This is a genomic window from Prochlorococcus sp. MIT 0916 (assembly GCF_047305155.1).
Taxonomy (GTDB): Bacteria; Cyanobacteriota; Cyanobacteriia; order PCC-6307; family Cyanobiaceae; genus Prochlorococcus_B.
Window position 1 is genome coordinate 251,182 of the sequence record NZ_CP138980.1, and the last position, 21,624, is coordinate 272,805.

A 21,624-nucleotide genomic window follows, 5' to 3' on the forward strand; every position below is an offset into this window, starting at 1 on the left:
CTTCAATCCACAAGAGAGAACATCAAATCTCCGGAACAAACCAACTTATTATCCACTTTTGCTTCTCCCCTAACTTTCCCAAATCTCTTCCTTTTTATGCTTATCAATTCACAAGATATTAATAATTGATCTCCGGGGACAACTGGACGCCTGAACCGAACTGAATCAATCCCTGCGAATACAAATAGTCCTTTTGGAAGATCAGGCATTTGAGAAACAATCAAACCACCTACTTGAGCCATTGCTTCTACTATTAAGACTCCTGGCATTAAGGGTCTGTCAGGGAAATGGCCTTGAAATTGAGGCTCATTGAGAGTGACATTCTTAATTGCCACAGCTTTCTTGCCAGGGTCATGTTCTATGACTCTGTCAACAAGAGCAAAAGGATATCTATGTGGCAACAGCCCCATTATTTGCTCGCTATTTAAAACAAGAGGATGGGAAGGAGAAATGTGAGTCAAAATAAGAATTAATTAAGTTAATACCTTTTGAAGAGAAGCTGCAAATTCTGCATGAAGAGAGTGTGACCCTTTATAAACAAAAATTTGCGCTTTCGGTAATCCAACAAAGGCTAAATCTCCAATCAAGTCAAGCAATTTATGACGCACTGGCTCGTTTGCAAATCTCAAGGGTGGATTAACCCAAGAATCACCATTACAAACCAATGCATTATCAAGTGCTCCTCCTTTAATTAGACCAGCTTTCTTTAATTCTTCTAACTGATCAAGAAAGCCAAAAGTTCTTGCAGGTGCAATTTCTTTAACAAAATTATTTGGAGACAGTTCAATAGAAAACATTTGCTGACCAATTGCTTTATAGGGGAAATCTATCAAACCTATTAATTTCAATTTTTCTGATGGCATTGCAAAAATCACACTTTCTCCTTGGTTGATAAAAATTGGAGATTTGATTTCTGGCCTTGGTCTTGCAGATGTAATGGAATTAATCATTCCTGCCTTTTCAATTTCCTCGATCCAACCAATCGCAGAACCATCAAGTAAAGGGATCTCACTCCCATTTATTTCTATATTTACATGAGTTAAACCTGCACCAATTAATGAAGCCAGCAAGTGTTCAACAGTAGACACTTGTTTCCCATTGAGATCAAGTGTTGTACATAAAGGAGTATTCCTTACTTGCGAAATGTCTATAGGAATAATTTTATTAGGTTCCTCTGAAAAAGAGATATGAAATCCATCTAAATCTGTTGGCTTAATAATGACTCTACATTTAAGACCTGTATGCAATCCAATACCATCTTTTTTGATTTCATTTTTCAGCGTCCAACCTTGATCGTAATCATTGGGGAATGAGAACACTAGAATTTCCAACCAATGCCGATGTTATATCTCCAATTACCACTAAAATCTTGAGTCGCAGCCTCTATACGAATTGGGCCAACAGGAGTATTGATAACTGCTCCTGGTCCAACAGAGAAGCCAGATCCTGGTTTCTCAAGAATTTTTCCTGGCTTCCCTGGGACATTTGATTGGGAACCAAAATCCGATCCCGCGTCAACAAAAAGCGCTCCCGAGACTAAACGCCAAATAGGAAATCTATATTCTGCTGATGCTTCTCCATAATTTCTTGCAACTCCTAGATCACAAGAGTTCCAACCTCTAACTGAGCTAGTTCCTCCCAAGCAAAATGCTTCATAAGGAGGAAGATCGCCAATAATTGTTCCGACCTTTGCTTGAAAACCTATAGATTGAGAGCAATCTGATTTTTCACCAGGCTTTGAACGACAACCCTTGTGAAACTTCAACCAATTAACAGGATAAAAACGAGAATAACTAACCCTAGTTCTATTAAAAGTCGGTGAATTCTCACCTAAACTAATAAATTGTTCTGAGCCAATATTTAAATAATCTCCAGAAGTAGGATTTCTTGAATTATCCAAATTGTTATAAGTAATTGCACTTTTAAAATTAACTAGTGTATTTTCAGTAGAGCAATTATATGCAACACAAATAACTTCATTTTTAGGAACTTTACCTTCTTTAAAATTTGTTGATGCTACGCCGTAAGGTCTTTTATATCCTGCGTAGTCAATTGGTTTTACTTTCTGAAAATTAGCACCAATAAGTACACTCCAAGGAACCTTTTTTAGCGGCTGCCCACCATTTAAAGGTCTTGCGAAAGAGAAACCTCCTCCTGTTCTCTCTAAGACAATGGAGTCTCCCTCATAATCAAACCAGCTAAACTGTGGTGCGGAGGATTGGGCGGAAGAAATATTAGCAAATGGTCCGGTTTTAATTAAAGTATTATTATCATTTAAATCTAAATTTTGATATTGATTAGTATCGTAACTGATAGATGAGTTAGGTGCTTCATACCTATCTGTAACGCCTCGAATACTACCTCCGACTTGACTTCTAAATTCCTGGGGAACTTCCCTACTTAAATATAATGAACTTCTAAAAGATGTTCTATGTTTATCATTTTTAATCCAGGGATCATATAAGGAAAGATTTAAAAGAGCTCCATATTCTCCATAAGTTAAATTCATATTTGATGACCATGATCTTCCAATCAGATTGGACTCTTGTAATCCGATCTGTCCAAATACACCTTGAGCACCGCTATAACCAAGTCCTCCAGTCAATGACCCAGTTCTTTGCTCTGTTATACCTAATGAAACTATAATGTTTCCAGGTTTAGTATTGACTGGTTTTAGAGTTACTTTTATATCATTAAAAAGTGAGGTTGTGTATAGTCTTTTTATATCTGATTCTAATTTATTTCTATTAAAAATATCTCCAACTTTAGTTATCAATTCTCTTTCAATTACCCATTTTTTGGTTTTTCCTTTTATTAACCTACCTTTATCATCTTCAGTGTTTCCATCTTCATCTATAAAAACAATCTCAATACCAGCAATATATCCTTCTTGAATATTAAGTTCAACTATTCCTTCATTTGTTATACGACTTGGGCCATAAATCCTTGCTAAAGAGTATCCATTAGTATTATACCAATCTTTAATTTCTTTAATTCTTATCTGTAAAGTATTTAGATTTAAAGTTTTTCCATAATCCTTATTAAAAACTTGATTTAATTTTATATTTGATATTTTCCTATCAACTGGAACAATATTTATCTTATTCAAGATCGGATTTGGTTCAACTTTAATCAGAAGTTGAACTCCCAAAGCGCTTTGTAAAGATTCAATTTTCGCACCAGAGAACCAACCTGATGAATAAATTCGATCTAAATCCTTTTTAACTTCTTGACTTGTAACTTTACTACCAGCTCTAATTAACATTGCATCATAAACAAGAACTTTCAAACGCTCTTTATCCGGATGATCTTCGAGTCCCTCGATAATTATCTCTGATATTAATACTCTTTTTTCTTCAGTTTTACTATTTTCATCTTTCTGATTTATTTCATCAGCAATTAAAAAATCATCAAACTTTAAATTAAATTTATTATCATTGAATTGTTGAGTAAATTCAAATGTTCTTGGCTTTATTTTTTCAAAAAATAATTTATTTTCAATTGAGAATATTTTAGAAGCTTTAGCTTCTCCATAGAAATTAATAAAAGGAACTACTAAAGCAATGGCATATCCACTTTTGCTTTTTAATTTCTTAATAGTGCTGACGTGTCTGTTAATCATAGATTTCAAAGTAATTCAGTTAAATGACGGAATTCTTAGCAGAGAATAATTTGCTTAAGTAGCATTAGAGGAGTCTTTTTCTATACGTTTCAAAATCTCCTCATAAGCATCTATCACACCTCCAAGATCTTGCCGAAAGCGGTCTTTGTCAAGGATACGTCCCTTAGGATCAGAGGTTTTTTTATCCCAAAACCTACAATTATCTGGACTTATTTCATCAGCTATCACAAGTTTTCCTAATGAGTTAAGACCAAATTCTAATTTAAAGTCAACCAATAGTAAATCGAGTCCATCAAAATATTCTTTTAAAAGTTTATTTACACTTCTAGTAATTTTCTCTATCTCTTCCATTTGAGAAGAACTTATCAAATCAAGCAACTTTAATCTTCCTTCTGTAAGTATAGGGTCTCCTAATTCATCATCTTTATAATATAAATCTAGTAGTGGAGGGTTTAATATTGTTCCTTGATTTACTGGTGTTTCTCTACATAAAGAACCTGTAGCAATATTGCGAATAACAACTTCCAAAGGAATCACATTTATTTTATCCGCAATCATGAATGTTTCTGATTGAAGTTCTACAAAGTGAGTGGGAATTCCATTTAATTCAAGCAATTCAAAAAGGCTAGCAGAGATTTTACAATTCAATCGCCCTTTGCCCTTAATCTCTGATCGTTTTTTTGCGTTAAAAGCAGTAGCATCATTCTTGAACTCTATTAAAACCCTATCTGGATTTTCACAAGCAAAAACTCGCTTTGCCTTGCCTTCATAAATTAATGATCCTTGGATATAATTCATTAATACCTCAGATGTCTAATTATTATAAATAGACATTGCTAAAAAAATCACCTCAATCAAAACAAATTTATTTAAAACCTCAACTCCAAACAACAAAATAACTTTTCTAAAAAGAATTCACTAACTAATAATAAAAATGTAATTAAATCTCCACTAAAACTATTTTTCCATTCAAGCAAGATAAAAACTATGACAAAGAATAAAAATCATGAGGAATTAAGCGAATTAAAAAGGGTCTTAATAATAGGAAGCGGAGGAAGAGAAAACTCTATTGCTTGGGCTCTATCAAAAAACAATTCTATTGAGCAAATATATGTTTGTCCTGGGAATGGTGGAACTGCCAACTTTGAAAAATGTTTTTCCCTAAAACCTAAATCCGAAGACGAAAAAACAATCATCTTTGAGTGTCAACGACTTAAAATCGATTTAGTCATTATTGGTCCTGAAGTCCCATTAGCTGATGGCTTGGCAAATAAAATGCGTGAAGCAGGGTTAACCGTTTTTGGTCCATGCAGAGACGGTGCGCTACTAGAGGCAAGTAAAGAATGGGCTAAAGCTCTAATGATAGAAAACAACATCCCCACAGCTAGATACTGGTCTACAGGGTCTGAAGAGAAAGCTCTAGAAATTCTTCAAAGGTTCAACCAACCTCTTGTTATCAAAGCAGACGGACTTGCTGCAGGTAAAGGCGTAACTGTTTGTGAGACCATTGAGCAATCTAAAGAAGCAATAAAAGAAGTATTTTCTGGGAAATTCGGCTGTGCAGCAAATAAAATTATCCTAGAAGAAAAAATAGAAGGGCCAGAAGTTTCTATTTTTGCTCTTTGTGATGGAGAAAAATTAATTGTTCTTCCTCCAGCCCAGGATCATAAACGATTACTTGAAGGGGACAAAGGTCCAAATACTGGGGGTATGGGAGCCTATGCACCTGCGCTTTTAATAAATGAAAAAGATCTTAAAGACTTAACTGAGCTTGTTCTCATACCAACTTTAAACGGTCTAAAAAGAAAGAAAATAAATTACATCGGCGTCATCTATGCAGGCTTAATGCTCACATCATCTGGGCCAAAAGTTATTGAATTTAATTGCCGCTTTGGTGATCCCGAATGTCAGGCCTTAATGCCATTAATGGGGGAAGAATTTGCATCTGTACTTTTTGCCTGCGCTCGAGGAGAGCTAGAAAAAGCACCAAAGCTTTCATTCGCCTCTTCATGCAGTGCCTGTATAGTTGCGACCTCTAAGGGATACCCTGAAAGCCCTAAAAAAGGTGACAAGATTAATATTAATGTTGAATCAAATTCTTCTCTCCAAGTTTTTCATGCTGGAACCACAATCGACGAATCTGAGAATATAATTACTTCTGGGGGAAGAGTTCTTTCCGTAGTTGCTCAAGGAGAAAGCTTCGACGAGGCTTTTGACTTAGCTTACTCTAACCTAAAAAAAATAAACTTTGATGGCATGTACTTTCGCAGAGACATAGGATACCAAGTTAGAGATAATTAATTTATAATTTCACAATGAATAATTCAAATCAAAAGCATACCTTTTATTCATCAAAAGAAGATGCTTTGTTCAATGAATTAAATTTTTTAGAAAAAATAAATTTATGGTGGTCAAGATTTAATTTAAGATCTAAATTACTGGCTTTTGGAACGCTAGTAGTTAGTTTTATAATGACACTTATTACATTCTTTTCTCTAAGTAGTATACAAAAAGATGCTGGGATGAATGACACAAGATATGCCAGAGATTTAGGCTTATTATTGTCAGGTAACGTTACGGAATTAGTTGCAAAGAATCAAACAAGAGAACTTTTCAATGTATCGGAGAAGTTCTGGCGTTCAAGCAGGAATTTAAGATACATTTTCTTTACTGACCCAGATGGTTTAGTCAAACTGGGCATCCCGGTAAGTGCAACAACTCCAGAAACTGAGGCTGAAGGTGCCTTTCAACTAACAAGAAGGCTAAAGCTACCAAGTGAATTAAAAAAACAACCTCAATTTCCATTGGTTAGACAACACTCAACTCCACAGGGCCAAGTAACTGATGTTTTTGTACCCATGCTTTGGAAGGGTGAATATCTTGGGACCTTAGCCCTAGGAGTAACCCCTAACAAGAAAGCTCTTGCAACTGCAGCATTAACTAGAGAAATCACTGTTGCGGTATTTATTTCTATTTGGGTGCTAGTAATAATCGGAGCAGTCTTTAATGCTCTCACAATCACTCGCCCCATTAGAGAACTAGTTATTGGAGTCAGAGAGATTGCTAAAGGTAATTTCAAATCAAGAGTAGATCTACCAATGAGTGGGGAGCTTGGAGAACTCTTAAACGGCTTTAATGCAATGGCATCCAGACTTGAAGACTATGAAGCTGCAAATATTGAAGAATTAAAAGCTGCTCAAGTTAAGCAACAATCTTTGATAGCCACCATGGCAGATGGAGCTCTTCTTCTTGACGAGCAAGGAAATATTGTTTTAGTCAATCCTACTGCTAGAAGATTATTTCGCTGGGAAGGTAGAAATCTTGAAGGTCAAAAATTATTGAATCAACTTCCTGATCTACTTGTTAAAGAGCTTGAAACACCAATAACATCCCTTTTAAACAACTTTGGAGACAGTGATGACCTGCGTTGCAATCTTGAAGAACCACCAAGAACACTTCGGATCGTTTTAAAATCCGTCAGAGACACAACCGGAGAAAACATCAAAGGTATTGCTGTTACAGTTCAAGACCTTACAAGGGAAGTTCAATTAAATGCAGCACAAAAAAGATTTATAAGTAATGTTTCTCACGAATTAAGAACACCCTTATTTAATATCAAAAGTTATGTTGAGACTTTGTATGATTTAGGCGAACAACTTACAAAAGATGAGCAAAAGGAATTTCTTGGTGTAGCTAATTCGGAGACAGATAGACTGACTCGCTTGGTTAATGATGTTCTTGATCTATCCAAGTTGGAATCTGGTAGAAATATTCAATTAGAGGCAATTAGTATTCAAGAAGCGATGGAACAAACTCTAAGGAACTATAAACTTAATGCTGAGGATAAAAATGTTAAGTTAACACTAAATGTTGAAAATAATTTAACATTTGTTTTAGGGAATTGGGATATGCTTCTCCAGGTTTTAGACAACCTTGTAGGCAATGCACTTAAATTTAGTAAAGAGGGAGGAACAATAAATTTGAAGGCCTATACATGGCCAGACATATGCGTTGCTTCGCCAGTAAATCTAGATAATAAAGCTCCACATTGTGACATAGTTTCTCCAATGCCAAAAATTAGAGTGGAGGTATCTGATACGGGGTGCGGCATTTCCGAAATGGATCAACAGAGAATTTTTGAACGTTTTTATAGAGTTGAGGATTCAGTGCACACAGAAGTAGGGACTGGATTAGGACTTTCAATTGTTAAAGGTATCGTTGATAAGCATGGCAGTGAAATAAGAATGGCTAGCGAACCAAATACAGGAACGACTTTTTGGTTTGAACTCCCTCTTGAAGACTCTGATGCGGATCAGTTATTGCTGAAATCTGCAAGGAAAAACTGGGAACTTGAAAATGATAAGTCTTTAATAAAATAGAAATTACTCTTCGTTTGATTTAATACTTTTAAAAACTCCAGGTATCTGCTCTTCAGTATTAATACGATGTGGAGCCCCACTAAATATCTGTTCAAAATTAGAAAATGAATCTTTAATCTCTGGACCTTCATTAGTAATAATATATTCACGTATCCTTTTGTCATGCCATGATCCTCGCATTTTAAAAACATTTATTGCTCTTGCCATTTCACCTCGTATTTCAACATATTGTAAAAGCAAAATAGTATCTGTTATTGTTGAAATGTGGGAATCAGTAATTGAATGGCTTCCCATGAATTCTTCTGCAGTGTTGGTAAAGAATCCTGCTATTTCTTCTTGTTTGGCATAACCAGTCACTCCAATAACAAACTGCCTAAACGCATTCAAGCTTACACCTCTAGCTAATGCAGACAGAGAATCAATTGCCATTCTGGAAGGTTTATATTCGGAAATCTCTGATTTGATAATTTGCAGATGGTCTTCCAACCCTGTTGATTCTGGATAAGCACAAATAATCTTCAATAATCCATCTGCTTCCATTTTTTCAAAATCAATCCCCCAGCTTGTAGCGTTACGAAGAAGTTGTGCTCTTGATTCCTCGTATGCAAAAAGTATTGTTCTTTCTTTATGTAAGTAAGCATCTTCAACAAACTTAGAAACTAACATTGTTTTGCCAGTACCAGTTGCACCAGTTGCAAGAATAATTGAGTCTTGAAAATATCCTCCTCCACACATTTCATCCAAATCAGGCACCCCAGAACTTATTCGAATATTTGATGATCTTTGAGTCAACCTCATTGCACCCAAAGGGAATGCAACTATTCCTTGAGAACCCATGGTAAAAGGAAATTCACCCTTCATATGGGTAGTTCCTCTTAATTTTAAAATTTCTACAGTTCTTCTCCTCTTTTCTGCTTCTAAAACATTCCTCAAAATAACAACATTGTCAGAAACGAATTCTTCAACTCCATATCTTGCAATTGGACCGTATTCTTCTATTCTTTCAGTTGTCATTACTGTAGTCACACCTATTTCTTTAAGTCTTGCTATTAATCGAAATATTTCTCTTCTTACTACATAAATAGCATCATATTGTTGAAAAACGGCTGTCATGGAATCTATAGCAACTCTCTTAGCTTTGAACTTTCTAATTGCGTAACTGATTCTCTCAATTAATCCTGACAAGTCAAAACTCCCTGCAACATCTTGTCCATCAGGGTCTGGAGATGCATCTAAAATAAAAAGTTTATTTTGGTCAATTAATCCTTGTAAATCCCAACCAAAACTTGCCGCATTTCGAATAATATCTAAAGGAGATTCTTCAAAAGTAACAAAAATACCAGGCTCATCAAAATTACAGATTCCATAATGAAGATATTGCAAAGAAAAAACTGTTTTACCAGTCCCTGATGTTCCGCTAACAAGAGTACTTCGCGCATTAGGTAACCCACCATGACAAATATCATCAAAGCCCTCAATTCCAGTGGGGAGTTTTTGAACCTGCATTTTTATTCGAATTTTTTTATTGAAGAACGCTTAAAGCTCTTATGTATAAAACATAATAAACAAACAGTAAAAGTAGCTTAGTTATCGGTTGGACTTAAGATTTCATTTACTTCTTGTTTAAATAGCTCCATTATTTATCTGAAGAATAAAACATTTCTTGATCTGATAATTCATCATACAAAAGGTCCAAGCCAATTAAAACCTTTTCTCTATCTGATAGGTCACCTATTATTCTTCTGACAGGTGGAGGTAAAATCTTTGATAAGGTTGGTGTGGCAAGTATTTTATCTTCTTCGGCTAATTGAGGGCTTTTTAAAACATCAATAACTTTGAGAGCATAGACCCCTTTGAATTCACTTTCTAAAATTTCTCTCAATGTGTTCAAAGCTCTCATAGAGTTTGGCGTATTCCCAGCCACATATAGCTTAAGAATATATGTCTTCCTTGCATTCATTTGAAACCTCCAAAAAATCCACAGAACATTTATCCCTCTTAAATCTTGACTAAATAACCAACAAAAAGCGAAAATGTTAGTTTGTTTTTCGATTGCGATTAGGGCTTAATCGATTTTTAATTAATAAAAAGTTTAAAAACTGCTTTTTTTTAATTAATTTCGAGCCTTAACGTGTCACCTGTAATTATGGCTGATAAAAAATCATCTCCTAAAAAGGAAACTGCTCAAACAGAAGCTTATGCAATAGTTGAGACTTCTGGAAAGCAATTTTGGCTTCAACCTAACCGTTATTATGATTTTGATAGATGTCAAGCCAAAGTTGATGAGGTTTTAACTATTGACAAAGTTCTTCTATTAAACGATGGCAAAGATTTAAAGCTAGGAAAACCTTACGTTAAAGATGCAAAAGTAGAAATAAAAATTTTAGAACATAGAAGAGGTCCAAAAATAATTGTTTATAAAATGCGTCCAAAGAAGAAGACAAGACGTAAAAATGGCCACCGTCAAGAACTCACAAGAATTTTAGTTCAATCCATATCAGTTGGTTCAAAAGCTAAAAAAACAAAAGAATCTAAAGAAACCAAAACCACTTCTAGTAAAGTAGAATCTGCATAACTTAATCAAAAGATTACATACATCATGGCTCATAAGAAAGGTACCGGATCCACTAGAAATGGAAGAGATTCAAACTCCAAAAGACTTGGTGTCAAAGCTTATGGCGGTGAAAAAGTAACGGCTGGCTCTATTCTTATTCGTCAAAGAGGAACATCAATTCTTCCAGGAATCAATGTAGGTAGAGGCAAGGATGATACCCTTTTCGCCTTAACTGATGGTTTAGTTAATTTTGAAAGTATTCGTAGAGGCTTAAGAAATAGAAAAAGAATTAATATATCCACAGTTAAATCAGTCTAGTTCATCTTTATTAAAGGTTTGTAAGCTCGAGTAGTAATTAAAAATGGATGGAAAACTTCTAAGAAATTTAATTGTAATGTAGAAAAGAAATTCTCAATCATATCAGGGTCATCAAAATGAAAAGGATATTCTCCATTTTTACCTTTATAAAAATACCAATTCATTAAAGCAATTCCGTCAGGAGAAAGCTTTTCCAAAAATATTTTTAATTGTTTTGAGGGATCTGGAAGATGTTCAAGGACATCCAAGCAAATAAGAGAATCAAAAAGCACATCTGATGTGCTTTCTAGGTCTCTAAAAACTGAAATCTTATCTTCGATACCCAATTTCTTAGACCTATGTTCAACAAAACTTCTGTTTTGAGGATTAAGGTCGACAAACCAAACATGTTCAACATCTGGCAAAAATGAGGCTGCCAGAGCATGTGTACCAATACCTCCGCCAAAATCTAAAAGTTTCCCAGAAGCAAATTTTTGTTGTAGTCGAAGAGTATCAGCTATGTAATTAGAACTATTTAAATGCCAAGATGCTAGATCTATTAAATGAGCATCTCCAACTTTTTCTTCATAAAAATCGCCTGCATTATTCGCAGTAAATGCACCCGGATGCAGAGCGGCTAACTCATCAACACCATTAATTAACCTTTGCTCTAATTCTTCATTATTAATATCAAGGAAATCAATTAAGTGATTTTTTAAATTAAAGCCATCTTGAAGGAAGCAGGAAATACTTAGATCTAAATTGATCATATTATTTGGCTCACTGAACAGACTGAGTTATAACTCTAAATGTTCAGGGTTACTTGAACAATTATTTCATCTGAGCCTCAACCTACAATATTAATTTTGGAAAAGCCTTTTGGATTTGTTGTCATTGATAAGCCTGCTGGGCTTACTTCTCATGATTGCGTCAATAGACTTAGAAAAGTATTTGGTATCAGAAAAATTGGACATAGTGGAACTCTAGACCCACTGGTTACTGGTGTACTCCCAATAGCAATAGGTAATGCGACAAGATTAATTTCTTATTTACAGGGGACTAAAGCTTATACAGGAATCATTCAGTTAGGTACCACTACTAATACAGATGATATTCAAGGAGAAATTCTAGAAACAAGAAATTGGCCATCAATTAGCGAAAATGATATAAATTCTATACTTGAAAATTTTAGAGGTGATATATTACAAAAGCCTCCTATTTTTTCAAGTGTTCATATTAAAGGAGAGAGAGCTTATAAGAAAGCAAGAAAAGGAGAAAAATTTGATTTAATTCCTAAAAAAGTTACTATAAAAAGTCTAAATTTAATAAGCTGGTCTCAAAACAAAGGTGAGTTATTTGTTGAAGTTGAGTGTACAACAGGAACATATATTAGATCCTTGGCTAGAGACATTGGAAATAAAATTGGATGCGGTGGCTATTTAAAAAAATTACGCCGTACAAAAGCTTATAACTTCAACGAAAATCATTTAGTAATTCTTCCTAAGAAGGCAGGGTTTTACCTAGAGGAAAATAAACCTAAAGTTCTTGAACCTAATATTTTTTTTAATCATCTTTCTTCTTTTGAGTTGATTTCTGAAGAGGAGATTATTAGTTGGCGATCAGGAAGAAAGATAAGTTTTCAGGATAATATAAAACGATTAAAAATAGCCAAAAGCAATGAAACTAAAGATGGTATTATTCATACTAAAAATATATTAGTATTGGATAAAAAAAATAAAATCCTAGGCATAGCTGATTTAGATAAAAGTCATGAAATCAAACCTAAGGTTGTTTTCGATGCCCTTGGTTAAGAGAATAAATCTATATCTTAAAATGACAATTTAATGATATAGATTTATTCTCTTAATAAGTTTTTATTTGTACTCCAGAATAATAATGTTTTAGGATTTCATGAAAATTTGCTCCTCTTTCAGCCATGGATTTAGCTCCCCACTGACTCATGCCCACCCCATGACCGGCACCATAACCTTTGACTAATAGAAAATAGTCTTTTGGAATTGGGGGGAGAGTTTGTAGTGGGAAATTATCAACTATTTTATTATAAAAATTCAATTTATTATCTAGCTTGATTGGATCAAATTTCAAATCAACCTCAAATTTAGTACTCAACAATTGTAATTTTTCTCTTAAGGTTTTTCCAGAGATAATCTTATTTCCATTAGTCCCGTGGATTCTAATTTTCAAAACTCGATTAGTATTACTTTTCTCAATAATTTGAATACCATTCACTTCACCCAAATCAGAAAAAATCTTTTCCAATTCCACAGAGCTAAATTCATTAGTCCATCTATATTTTTCACTTTTCTGATCATAGTCAACAACACTTTTTAAATAAGGTAATTGATATTTCCAAACTTGACCACTATTCTCAGTCCTACCACCAGAACTACTATGAAAAACAGCATCTATCAACTCATTCTTATAAAATAGAGCAAGTGAACTTGTACTTTGAACTGCTCTATTTATTTTTGATGTTTCAGATTCAAGTCCTAAATAAACTTGGCTAGCTTGGGTTGAATGTAGATCAAATGATTTATTTTTATCTATAAGTTTTAAGGCATAAGTCCTTGCTGATATTGCTTGAGCTTGAAGTGCTGCGAAGGGAAAATCTTTAGGCATTTCACTCCCAACAACACTTTTCAAATACTTCTCTAATTTTAAATAATTTATTATATTCAACTTCTCATCATTTAATGAAACTCTTAATTCGCCAGAATATCTTCTATTCTTAAACCAAATCCCTCTTTTATCACCATTCCTAATAATTAAATTAAAATCATTAGGTAATTCGAACCATGTGTTTAAATTATCAACTGAATATTTAACCTTATTATTGTTATAAACTAAATTTAAAGATTTAATTCTTCTATGATTAGAAGAGATACCTTGAACAAAAATATTTTTTAAACTATCTGCTCTAAATCTTGCTTTATTTTCATTACCTATCAAAACACGCATTATTGGCTCTTTTACAGCAATTGCCTTTAAGGGGGAGATAAAAAATATAGCTATAAAGATTATTGCCCATCCAGATTTTCTTTTAGGTGATGCGCTCACAATAAAAATTGGTTTTAGGAACTGATTTTGCCTATAAGAAAGAAGATCCACCAGTGATCAAAGCTATAAATAGCACCATGTCTTAAAAAGAGGAAAACTTGCAAGTTACTTTTCTAGGGACAAGTTCAGGAGTTCCAACTCGGAATAGGAACGTATCAGCGATGGTACTGAAGCCTCCACAAAGGTCAGAATTGTGGTTGTTCGATTGTGGCGAAGGTACACAACATCAGTTCATCAGAAGCAATCTTAAGTTATCTCAAATCAAAAAAATATTCATTACACATATGCATGGTGACCATATTTATGGTTTACCTGGACTTCTAGCAAGTATTGGACTAGCAGGCAACAGCTCTGGAATTGAACTATATGGGCCAGCTCCTCTTAAAAACTTTATTGATTCTTGTCTCTACAACAGTTCAAGTAGACTTGCTTACTCTTTAAAATTCCACAAGGTTGAAAATGCTGCCACTTATAAAGAAATTTTGTTTGAAGATTCCGGTTTAGAAATCAAAACAGCACCACTTAAACATCGAATCCCATCTTTTGCTTACAGAGTGAATCAAAAAACTAGGCCAGGCAGATTCAATCTAGAAAAAGCAAAATCAAAAAGAATACCTCCTGGGCCCATATATGCGGCCCTTCAAAGGGGAGAGGAAGTGAGCCTAGGAAACGGTCGTGTTTTCTCTGGGAAAGACTTTTGCGGTCCGCCTAGGCCTGGGGTAAGCATGGTTTATTGCACAGATACTGTTTACACAGAATCAGCAATTGAGATTTCAAGAGAGGCCGATCTACTAATACATGAATCAACTTATTCTCATAAAGAAACTGAAATGGCTTATGAACGCGGACATTCAACTGCAACCATGGCCGCTCAAATTGCTGCAAAAGCGAACGTAAATCAATTAATTTTGACTCATTTGAGCCCGAGATATACACCTGGGAATGAAACAAGTCCTAATGATTTGCTTAATGAAGCAAAAGCAATTTTTCCAAATACTCAGTTGGCGAAAGACTTTTTGCAAATTGATGTAAAAAAAACCTGCAACAGTTCTTGATCCCTTTGCCTATGAAATGCCACTACATGAAACAATGGTCCAGTTTGGTGCTTCCGTCAATCGCTGGCGTTATTAATGGACTCTCTTATTTCTTCTCTTAAACGGTCCCTTACAAGACTATTTGTTTTGATACCTGTGCTTGTAAGTCTCAGTATTAGTCCTCTTTCTGTAAGTGCCTTGTATCCCAGCGACCCTTCTTCAGTGGAGACCTTAGATACAAGCTTGGCTGGTCAGGACTTACAAAATACAGAGTACGTAAAATACGACTTATCAGGAAAAGATCTTGGTGGGGCGAATTTCACTGGGGCTTATTTCAGTGTCTCAAGCTTGAAGGACTCTGATCTAACAGGGGCAAACATGACCAATGTTATTGCCTATGCAACAAGGTTTGATAATGCAAATCTTACCAATGTAAATCTGACAGGTGCAGAATTACTAAAAAGTATTTTTGATGGTGCAACCATTGATGGTGCTGACTTTACTGATGCTGTATTAGATAGAAGTCAACAAAAAAATCTTTGTAAAGTAGCTACTGGTAACACAGCCGAAAGTCTTGGTTGTAGCACTACAGCTGCTGGATATGTTCCTGCAACCAAAGGTCAAGGTTTCAATCCAGGTACATAAATTTATCAAAAAATTATTAGCAAAAAAAAAGGGGCCAATGGCCCCTTTTTTTGTTGAAAAAACTTACCTTTTTCACTTTGTGATAAGAAAGAAAGCCGCTGCAGCGCCTCCAACTGCGAACATAGGCAGCCCTACTAGCAAATGTGAGGTACCAAAGCCAAAGCCTTTTTGGCGCAATATAAAATAGCCAACTCCAGCAGCTCCAGCGGCCAAAGGAATAGCAGCAGTAGCAGCAGAAGCAACAGCGTGATAGTCGAAGTTCATCCCTGTGTTGAAATTTAATTACTTACAATTATCCTTCAAATTTGAAAAATGGTATGAACTTATGCCTGAAATGCTTCATATCTTCATCACTTTAAATCCAAAAAGAATTTTCAACTTTTCCAAATTCATGCTGCTTGAGGCGCAATATTAGAACTATCCCTAGAACGTGGATGCTTGCTGTACCACCATTCCTGAATATTCGGATCTAAACGACTAGAAAAAAGCGTCAAAATTGTTTTTGTTGGTTTCACTCCTGGTTGCATAATCTCAACAGAATATGTTGGACATTTTTGTGCCGCAATGTCAGCGACTAATCTTTTACCAATTCTTCTCCAGCTAGGCTCTTTACTTCGCCATGAGAGTCTGCAACATGGCCAAGGTAATTCATCTCGGTCATAGAGACGGCAACATGGGCCTAAAACCCTAAAACTAAATTGACCGCCAATACTTGAGTGAATAGAACCATGATCTAAAAGACCTTGAACTTTATCGATTGGCAAAACTTCTGAAATCAATTAATCACTAAATAACTTTATTTGCGCCAATGAGCACATAAACAAGAGGTTGGCGAGAAAGAAGATCTTTGGCAAGCAAAACGATGAAAATCTGGCGAAAAAATTAATATCAATACATTTCCTCTTCAGCATGGGTTCTAATTGTGCAATCTGAAGTCGGATATGCCACACAAATCAAAACATAACCTTTGTTAATCTGATCATCATCCAAAAAACTTTGATCCTGTTGGTCAACCTCTCCTTTTTCTAATTTAGCAACACAAGTTGAACAAGCTCCCGATCGACAGGAGTAAGGAAGCTCAATATTCTGTTCACATGCAGCATCAAGAATATATTTATCGTCTGGGATATCAATAATTTCTTTAAGACCACTTAACTTATTAATAAAAGTGATCTTAAAAGAGGTCATGAAGATTTTGAAGCTGAAAATTTAGAATTTATTTAATCAAGGTAAATCCAAACTCATTATGATTAAAGCCCATTGATCCTTTATTTTGATTTCAAGAACATGCCAACCAAGTGGTAAAAAGAATTCTTTAAGTTCTTCAATTTGCTCAACTAATAAACCAGACAAAATCACCTTACCTTTATGAGCAATAATTTTTTCGAAGCCTAGACCAATTGATTTTATGACAGGTGCAAGAATATTGCAGAGCACCAAATCAATTCTGTTTCTAGGCATATTCGCCTCAACTACTTCAATAGAACCAAGAAAAACATTTAAAAGATTTTCAGAAAAATCATTTAAGGCAGAATTAATTTTGGTGGCAGATATTGCTAAAGAATCAGTATCCACTGAGAAAGTTCTCTTCGCTCCTAATTTCAATGCAGTTAAAGATAATATTCCGCTTCCACAACCTATATCAGCAATTGTTTGACCTACTGGAGGATTATTGTCCAAGGCTTCAATGCATAGTCTCGTAGAAGGATGGCTCCCAGTTCCAAAAGCGCTCCCAGGATCTAAACGAATAATTTTTCGTTCTAAAAATTTTTCAGGAACGTCTAACCACGCCGGTAATATTAAAACTGATTTTCCTACTGGATCAGGTTTCCAACTTTTTTTCCAACTTAAGCTCCAATCTTCATCTTTTATTTGAATCCATTTGCAAGGAGGCAAAATCAAGTCAAAAGTTTTTGCCAAAGAGATTAATGATTTTACTAGGGTCTCCCGCTCTGTAACTGACCACTCATTCAATGGAAGCCATACAAATAGCGTTTGAATGGAGTTATAATTTGGATCATGCTCAAAAGAAAATCTATAAATTTCTAAATTTATCAAAAGCCAATAAAAAGAATCTTCTAGATCAACTGGAAATTCCTGCTCTAATCTCAACCAAGAAAGCTGGGAGTTTTGCAAATCTATATTCTTTTCAACCAACAATTTATAAAGTCACAGAATGAGCTTCGTTTATGCCTTGCATTGAAAGAATTGAGCCCAACAATTCAGATGGGATAGGATCATCGATACTTAAAACCATAACGGCCTCACCTCTTACAATCCTTCTTCCTACTTGCATTGAAGCGATATTCACATTGTGTTTTCCAAGAAGTGAACCTATCTGACCAATGATCCCAGGCATATCCCTGTGCCTTGTAAAAAGCATATGTCTACTTGGCACAAAATTTATCGGGTACTCATCAATACTGGTAATACCAAGATCTCCATCACCAAAAACAGTTCCTGAGACACTATGTCCACCTTTGTCGCTAAAACTATCTAACTGCAAAGAACCTCTAGCAAACTCTTCTGGGCTCAACTCATCCTTAATTTCGACGACATCAATGCCACGTCCTTTAGCTTCCAAAGAGGCATTTACATAATTAATTTTATCTCCCAATGCACTGGTGAGTAATCCCTTCAAAGTTGCAATCACAAGAGGTTGAGATGGATGTTGAGCGAATTCCCCTTGCAAACGGACTTCTAATTTTTGAATTTGTCCCCCTGAAATTTGACTAACTAATAATCCTAATGTCTCCGCAAGTTTTAAATGTGGCTTAAGACTATCCATGATCTCTGCACTAAGGCCTGGAATATTTACGGCGCTGCGTGCTGGCAAGCCTAAAAGAACATCTCTAATTTGTTCTGCAACATCAATAGCAACATTTTGTTGAGCCTCCATAGTTGAAGCTCCCAAATGTGGCGTAAGCACTAACCCTTTTTTTACAGCACGTAGAGGGGAGTTTTCAGCTAAAGGTTCTTTTGAATAAACATCGATTGCAGCACCTTTAATAACCTTTTCCTCTAATGCATGAGCCAAATCATTTTCATTAATAATCCCGCCCCTTGCACAATTAACCAATCTCGAGGTTGGTTTCATTTTCCTTAGAAGGTCAATATTGACTAAATTCTCTGTCTCAGGGGTCCTTGGAAGATGAAGGGTTACATAATCAGACTCTTTGAACAACTCATCTATATCACTTAATCTAACCTGCATTTGCTGAGCTCTTTCACTAGAAACAAAAGGATCAAATCCTATGACTTCCATACCCATCGCATTCGCAACTTTTGCGACATGAGATCCAATCTTGCCAAGTCCAACTACTCCTAAAGTTTTCTTATAAAGCTCATTACCTACATATTTCTTCCGATCCCAACCTCCAGAAAACATACTTGCGTGAGCTTGAGGAATATTTCTTGATAATGCAAGGATCATAGCCAGAGCATGCTCAGCTGCAGCAATAGTGTTTCCACCTGGCGAATTAACTACTAAGACTCCCTTCTTAGTTGCGGCAGGTACATCAACGTTATCCACGCCAACTCCTGCCCTACCAATTATTCTCAATTTATTTGCCTCAGCAATAACATCTGAGGTGACTTGAGTTCCTGAACGGATCATTAATCCGTCATAATCAGAAATTATATTCTTTAACTCATTTATCGAAAGACCTACTTTTTGGTCAACCTGAGCAACCTGAGTAAGAATATCTATACCTGCTTGATCAATAGGATCAGAAACAAGAACTTTCGTCATTAAAGGCGATAAACGTGCCGATCTGAACTTTAGTGATCTATTTGCTGCTGACCAGAATTATGTTGAGCAGGATTGAATATCCAAACATTTCGAGGAGCTAATTAGTGTCCACATACGTCATCATCCTAAAAGAAAAGAAACTAGCAAAAGAGTTGTTACTCAAATTGAGAGAGGCTCAAACTCCAATCCTTAATTGCGATCTTGTAGAACCATTGGATAACAAATCGGACCATGAAAATTCAAATTCAGACACATTTGAAGAAGTATGGGCCAATCAATCAAGTTTTAATAATTTAAAGCTTTTTAATCCAACTCTTGCACGAAAGGAGCGCCAAAAAACCTTATCGACATGGTTAATACCTTTTGGTTTTATTGCAGGATTAAGCTTTTCTCAAATGACTGATCTGAAGACATTTGCAGATATGGGATTCCCAAGTCAATTAGAGACGCTTTTAGGTGGTCTAATTGGAATGATTTCAGGAGCGTTGGGAAGTATTTTTTCCGCTGGAAGCATTAGCCAAGAAACAGTTGATGATTTGAGAGCTTTTCGAAAAAAGAGTGAAGAAGGTTTTTGGCTATTAATTCTGGAATTACCAATAGAGATTGAACCACCTTGGGCAATTCTAAAAGAAACAGATAATCTAGAGATAATAAGCATAGGCAAAGCATAAAAATCACTTAAAAATTATTTATAGATCAAGCGAATCAAACTGTTAATAGTGTTACTCCCAGGATTAAATAATTTTTTCTTAAATAAAGAAGAAAAAAGTATAAACCGTTTAGAATATTTATTTATAAAACGAGAAACCTCATTCTCTGTTCATGCATCTTCCAAAAGAAAAGATTCTATCTAAAAGTCCTTTTCGTAGGGAGTTAGAAACTTTACTTCAATTTGCAGAGGAGGCTCTAAATGATAGAGCAGCAGTATGGTCTCCTTTTGTATCAGCACAATTAATAGAGGAAGTTAAAAATAAATTTAATAATTTAAACGATATAAGTCTTCTGTACGAGGGAGGGTTCCCGCGCGCAGAACGTAAAAGAATATGTTTCCTAAGATCAGAAGAAAAGATTAACTCTCACTCCATCGATATTCCTATAAAAGGTATTTATATTAAAGGTAATTTTCTTTTTGATAGAGCCAAACAAAATGATTTTAGAGATATCTTATGTGAACTTTATGCGCAAGTAGATGAAATTGGAGACATTTGGTTAATAAGAGATCGAGGAGCTCAAGCTATTTGCTCGAAAAAATGTGCTGATTCATTAGATCAAAAAAATGGAAAGCTTAGAGAAGTTGATATATCTATCAAGGCATTAGATTTAAGCGAAATGGAGATCCCTTTTCATAGGCCTGAGAAAGTAATTAATACGGTTGAGGCATCTACCAGGATTGACGCAATAGCCTCTGCAGGTTTTGGATTATCCAGGTCAAAAATAACTACACAAATCAAAAAAGGATTTTTGCGACTTAACTGGGCTTTGAATGATCAGCCAAGCAAATCTGTAAATATTGGAGACCTTATTCATTTAGAGAAAAAAGGTTCACTTAAAATTTTAAATATCGACAAAACGAAAAAAGAGCGTTGGAGAATCAAATTACTAAGGCAATGATTATTAGGTCCTATTGCCTGCTAACTTCATTGAGGTTCTTAACCTTCAATTCTAAATTGATTTATAAGGGCGATTAGCTCAGAGGTAGAGCACTACCTTGACACGGTAGGAGTCACTGGTTCGATTCCAGTATCGCCCATTAACCACTATTCGTGGAGAAACATTTATCTAATTAAAATTAATAGAGAGAGTTTTGCAACTGTTTACTTATCAAACATTTGATGAAGTCTAATCCATGTAATTTCACTCTCGCTCTGATCTACCAAACCATTTAGAGAATACTCAACATTCGTTGGCTCTTGAATTTCTTTTTGTTTTAAATTTTCAATACCATCAATTTTTGCAGCCATTAATTTCGCAGCCATTAAAAATAAGCAAGTGCATTTGCATCAAAACAACTTTTAAAGAATAAAGCCAGAGTTATTAACTTTTTTTTAATCTTATTAAAAACAGTTTGAGAATTCCTATTTAGTATCTTAAAAAGGAAGATATTTAAATAATAATGAGTTAAATATCTTTATTCAAAAATCAAAACAATACTAATATAAAAATATTTTATATTAGAGAGTAGCCAAAATCACATGCAATCAAATTCATCCTAAGGTAGCAGCCCCTTAGCAACTAGAAAGCTATTTACATTAAAATCCAAATTA

Annotated in this window: 23 protein-coding genes and 1 tRNA gene; 10 read left to right on the forward strand and 14 right to left on the reverse strand. The window is 35.0% G+C overall.

The features are described from left to right. Positions 1–2 precede the first annotated feature (2 nt). From fabZ to purC, 4 genes are all read right to left on the reverse strand, one after another. Positions 3–410, reverse strand: coding sequence for a 3-hydroxyacyl-ACP dehydratase FabZ (gene fabZ / locus SIB53_RS01335; RefSeq protein WP_413679095.1), 408 nt, complete (start codon positions 408–410; stop codon positions 3–5). 63 nt (positions 411–473) lie between these two features. Further along, complete coding sequence (gene lpxC, locus SIB53_RS01340; protein ID WP_413678443.1) at positions 474–1,319, reverse strand: UDP-3-O-acyl-N-acetylglucosamine deacetylase; 846 nt, start codon at positions 1,317–1,319, stop codon at positions 474–476. Then, a complete protein-coding gene (locus SIB53_RS01345) occupies positions 1,319–3,622 on the reverse strand; it encodes a BamA/TamA family outer membrane protein (RefSeq protein WP_413678444.1) in 2,304 nt (767 codons plus the stop codon). Before SIB53_RS01345 ends, lpxC begins: the two co-directional genes overlap by 1 nt. Before the next feature lie 54 nt (positions 3,623–3,676). Then, the gene (gene purC / locus SIB53_RS01350) at positions 3,677–4,420 is read right to left on the reverse strand and encodes a phosphoribosylaminoimidazolesuccinocarboxamide synthase (protein WP_413678445.1); all 744 of its coding nucleotides are present in this window, start codon (positions 4,418–4,420) and stop codon (positions 3,677–3,679) included. Positions 4,421–4,609: 189 nt separating this feature from the next. Here purC and purD point away from each other — a divergent pair, with 189 nt between their 5' ends. Together purD and SIB53_RS01360 are read left to right on the forward strand one after the other, a co-directional pair. Continuing rightward, on the forward strand, positions 4,610–5,923 hold the full coding sequence (purD, locus tag SIB53_RS01355) for a phosphoribosylamine--glycine ligase (protein ID WP_413678446.1): 1,314 nt from the start codon (positions 4,610–4,612) through the stop codon (positions 5,921–5,923). Positions 5,924–5,937: 14 nt separating this feature from the next. Further along, on the forward strand, positions 5,938–8,001 hold the full coding sequence (locus SIB53_RS01360) for an ATP-binding protein (protein ID WP_413678447.1): 2,064 nt from the start codon (positions 5,938–5,940) through the stop codon (positions 7,999–8,001). Between the two features lie 3 nt (positions 8,002–8,004). Here the strand turns inward: SIB53_RS01360 and kaiC are convergent, their stop codons facing one another. Both kaiC and kaiB read right to left on the reverse strand, forming a co-directional pair. Continuing rightward, positions 8,005–9,507 carry a circadian clock protein KaiC gene (gene kaiC, locus SIB53_RS01365; RefSeq protein WP_413678448.1) on the reverse strand — a complete coding sequence of 501 codons (1,503 nt, stop codon included), beginning with the start codon at positions 9,505–9,507 and terminating at the stop codon, positions 8,005–8,007. A 130-nt stretch (positions 9,508–9,637) separates the two neighbouring features. Then, positions 9,638–9,961: a circadian clock protein KaiB gene (gene kaiB / locus SIB53_RS01370; protein WP_413678449.1), complete on the reverse strand. Its 324-nt coding sequence runs from the start codon at positions 9,959–9,961 to the stop codon at positions 9,638–9,640. 186 nt (positions 9,962–10,147) lie between these two features. On the opposite strand from kaiB, the gene rplU reads away from it, so the two are divergent. Beyond that, a complete protein-coding gene (rplU, locus tag SIB53_RS01375) occupies positions 10,148–10,576 on the forward strand; it encodes a 50S ribosomal protein L21 (RefSeq protein ID WP_413679096.1) in 429 nt (142 codons plus the stop codon). 24 nt (positions 10,577–10,600) lie between these two features. Next, a complete protein-coding gene (rpmA, locus tag SIB53_RS01380) occupies positions 10,601–10,873 on the forward strand; it encodes a 50S ribosomal protein L27 (RefSeq protein WP_413678450.1) in 273 nt (90 codons plus the stop codon). On the opposite strand, the gene SIB53_RS01385 is transcribed toward rpmA, so the two are convergent. Continuing rightward, the gene (locus SIB53_RS01385; protein ID WP_413678451.1) at positions 10,870–11,622 is read right to left on the reverse strand and encodes a class I SAM-dependent methyltransferase; all 753 of its coding nucleotides are present in this window, start codon (positions 11,620–11,622) and stop codon (positions 10,870–10,872) included. The genes rpmA and SIB53_RS01385 overlap by 4 nt on opposite strands. Before the next feature lie 96 nt (positions 11,623–11,718). Here SIB53_RS01385 and truB point away from each other — a divergent pair, with 96 nt between their 5' ends. Next, a complete protein-coding gene (truB, locus tag SIB53_RS01390) occupies positions 11,719–12,663 on the forward strand; it encodes a tRNA pseudouridine(55) synthase TruB (protein ID WP_413678452.1) in 945 nt (314 codons plus the stop codon). 52 nt (positions 12,664–12,715) lie between these two features. Here truB and SIB53_RS01395 read toward each other — a convergent pair whose 3' ends face one another. Continuing rightward, positions 12,716–13,930, reverse strand: a complete 1,215-nt coding sequence (locus tag SIB53_RS01395; RefSeq protein ID WP_413678453.1) for a SpoIID/LytB domain-containing protein — start codon at positions 13,928–13,930, stop codon at positions 12,716–12,718. A gap of 98 nt (positions 13,931–14,028) precedes the next feature. Here SIB53_RS01395 and rnz point away from each other — a divergent pair, with 98 nt between their 5' ends. Then, positions 14,029–14,985, forward strand: a complete 957-nt coding sequence (gene rnz / locus SIB53_RS01400; protein WP_413678454.1) for a ribonuclease Z — start codon at positions 14,029–14,031, stop codon at positions 14,983–14,985. Between the two features lie 75 nt (positions 14,986–15,060). Beyond that, positions 15,061–15,609: a pentapeptide repeat-containing protein gene (locus SIB53_RS01405; protein WP_413678455.1), complete on the forward strand. Its 549-nt coding sequence runs from the start codon at positions 15,061–15,063 to the stop codon at positions 15,607–15,609. A gap of 72 nt (positions 15,610–15,681) precedes the next feature. On the opposite strand, the gene SIB53_RS01410 is transcribed toward SIB53_RS01405, so the two are convergent. The 5 genes from SIB53_RS01410 to serA form a co-directional block, all read right to left on the reverse strand. After that, on the reverse strand, positions 15,682–15,873 hold the full coding sequence (locus SIB53_RS01410) for a hypothetical protein (protein WP_158467090.1): 192 nt from the start codon (positions 15,871–15,873) through the stop codon (positions 15,682–15,684). 125 nt (positions 15,874–15,998) lie between these two features. Further along, complete coding sequence (locus tag SIB53_RS01415) at positions 15,999–16,388, reverse strand: hypothetical protein (protein WP_413678456.1); 390 nt, start codon at positions 16,386–16,388, stop codon at positions 15,999–16,001. A gap of 109 nt (positions 16,389–16,497) precedes the next feature. Then, positions 16,498–16,797: a 2Fe-2S iron-sulfur cluster-binding protein gene (locus tag SIB53_RS01420; protein ID WP_413678457.1), complete on the reverse strand. Its 300-nt coding sequence runs from the start codon at positions 16,795–16,797 to the stop codon at positions 16,498–16,500. 36 nt (positions 16,798–16,833) lie between these two features. After that, positions 16,834–17,745, reverse strand: coding sequence for a 50S ribosomal protein L11 methyltransferase (gene prmA / locus SIB53_RS01425; RefSeq protein WP_413678458.1), 912 nt, complete (start codon positions 17,743–17,745; stop codon positions 16,834–16,836). Positions 17,746–17,770: 25 nt separating this feature from the next. Further along, positions 17,771–19,360 (reverse strand): phosphoglycerate dehydrogenase, encoded by a 1,590-nt coding sequence (gene serA / locus SIB53_RS01430; protein WP_413678459.1) that lies wholly within the window; start codon positions 19,358–19,360, stop codon positions 17,771–17,773. A gap of 104 nt (positions 19,361–19,464) precedes the next feature. On the opposite strand from serA, the gene SIB53_RS01435 reads away from it, so the two are divergent. From SIB53_RS01435 to SIB53_RS01445, 3 genes are all read left to right on the forward strand, one after another. Beyond that, positions 19,465–20,031, forward strand: a complete 567-nt coding sequence (locus tag SIB53_RS01435) for a hypothetical protein (RefSeq protein WP_413678460.1) — start codon at positions 19,465–19,467, stop codon at positions 20,029–20,031. A gap of 151 nt (positions 20,032–20,182) precedes the next feature. Continuing rightward, positions 20,183–20,971 carry a photosystem II S4 domain protein gene (locus SIB53_RS01440; protein WP_413678461.1) on the forward strand — a complete coding sequence of 263 codons (789 nt, stop codon included), beginning with the start codon at positions 20,183–20,185 and terminating at the stop codon, positions 20,969–20,971. A 67-nt stretch (positions 20,972–21,038) separates the two neighbouring features. Continuing rightward, positions 21,039–21,110, forward strand: a tRNA-Val gene (locus SIB53_RS01445). 64 nt (positions 21,111–21,174) lie between these two features. Here SIB53_RS01445 and SIB53_RS01450 read toward each other — a convergent pair. Continuing rightward, positions 21,175–21,336: a hypothetical protein gene (locus tag SIB53_RS01450; RefSeq protein ID WP_413678462.1), complete on the reverse strand. Its 162-nt coding sequence runs from the start codon at positions 21,334–21,336 to the stop codon at positions 21,175–21,177. Positions 21,337–21,624 lie beyond the last annotated feature (288 nt).

Excerpts from the sequence above, each read along its gene's own strand:
- rpmA (WP_413678450.1), top strand. The coding sequence starts at position 10,601 with ATGGCTCATAAGAAAGGTACCGGATCCACTAGAAATGGAAGAGATTCA.
- SIB53_RS01420 (WP_413678457.1), bottom strand. The coding sequence starts at position 16,797 with ATGACCTCTTTTAAGATCACTTTTATTAATAAGTTAAGTGGTCTTAAA.
- purC (WP_413678445.1), bottom strand. The coding sequence starts at position 4,420 with ATGAATTATATCCAAGGATCATTAATTTATGAAGGCAAGGCAAAGCGA.
- SIB53_RS01360 (WP_413678447.1), top strand. The coding sequence starts at position 5,938 with ATGAATAATTCAAATCAAAAGCATACCTTTTATTCATCAAAAGAAGAT.
- SIB53_RS01450 (WP_413678462.1), bottom strand. The coding sequence starts at position 21,336 with ATGGCTGCGAAATTAATGGCTGCAAAAATTGATGGTATTGAAAATTTA.
- kaiB (WP_413678449.1), bottom strand. The coding sequence starts at position 9,961 with ATGAATGCAAGGAAGACATATATTCTTAAGCTATATGTGGCTGGGAAT.
- kaiC (WP_413678448.1), bottom strand. The coding sequence starts at position 9,507 with ATGCAGGTTCAAAAACTCCCCACTGGAATTGAGGGCTTTGATGATATT.
- serA (WP_413678459.1), bottom strand. The coding sequence starts at position 19,360 with ATGACGAAAGTTCTTGTTTCTGATCCTATTGATCAAGCAGGTATAGAT.
- SIB53_RS01410 (WP_158467090.1), bottom strand. The coding sequence starts at position 15,873 with ATGAACTTCGACTATCACGCTGTTGCTTCTGCTGCTACTGCTGCTATT.
- purD (WP_413678446.1), top strand. The coding sequence starts at position 4,610 with ATGACAAAGAATAAAAATCATGAGGAATTAAGCGAATTAAAAAGGGTC.
- SIB53_RS01345 (WP_413678444.1), bottom strand. The coding sequence starts at position 3,622 with ATGATTAACAGACACGTCAGCACTATTAAGAAATTAAAAAGCAAAAGT.
- SIB53_RS01405 (WP_413678455.1), top strand. The coding sequence starts at position 15,061 with ATGGACTCTCTTATTTCTTCTCTTAAACGGTCCCTTACAAGACTATTT.
- SIB53_RS01385 (WP_413678451.1), bottom strand. The coding sequence starts at position 11,622 with ATGATCAATTTAGATCTAAGTATTTCCTGCTTCCTTCAAGATGGCTTT.
- fabZ (WP_413679095.1), bottom strand. The coding sequence starts at position 410 with ATGGGGCTGTTGCCACATAGATATCCTTTTGCTCTTGTTGACAGAGTC.
- rplU (WP_413679096.1), top strand. The coding sequence starts at position 10,148 with ATGGCTGATAAAAAATCATCTCCTAAAAAGGAAACTGCTCAAACAGAA.
- SIB53_RS01440 (WP_413678461.1), top strand. The coding sequence starts at position 20,183 with ATGCATCTTCCAAAAGAAAAGATTCTATCTAAAAGTCCTTTTCGTAGG.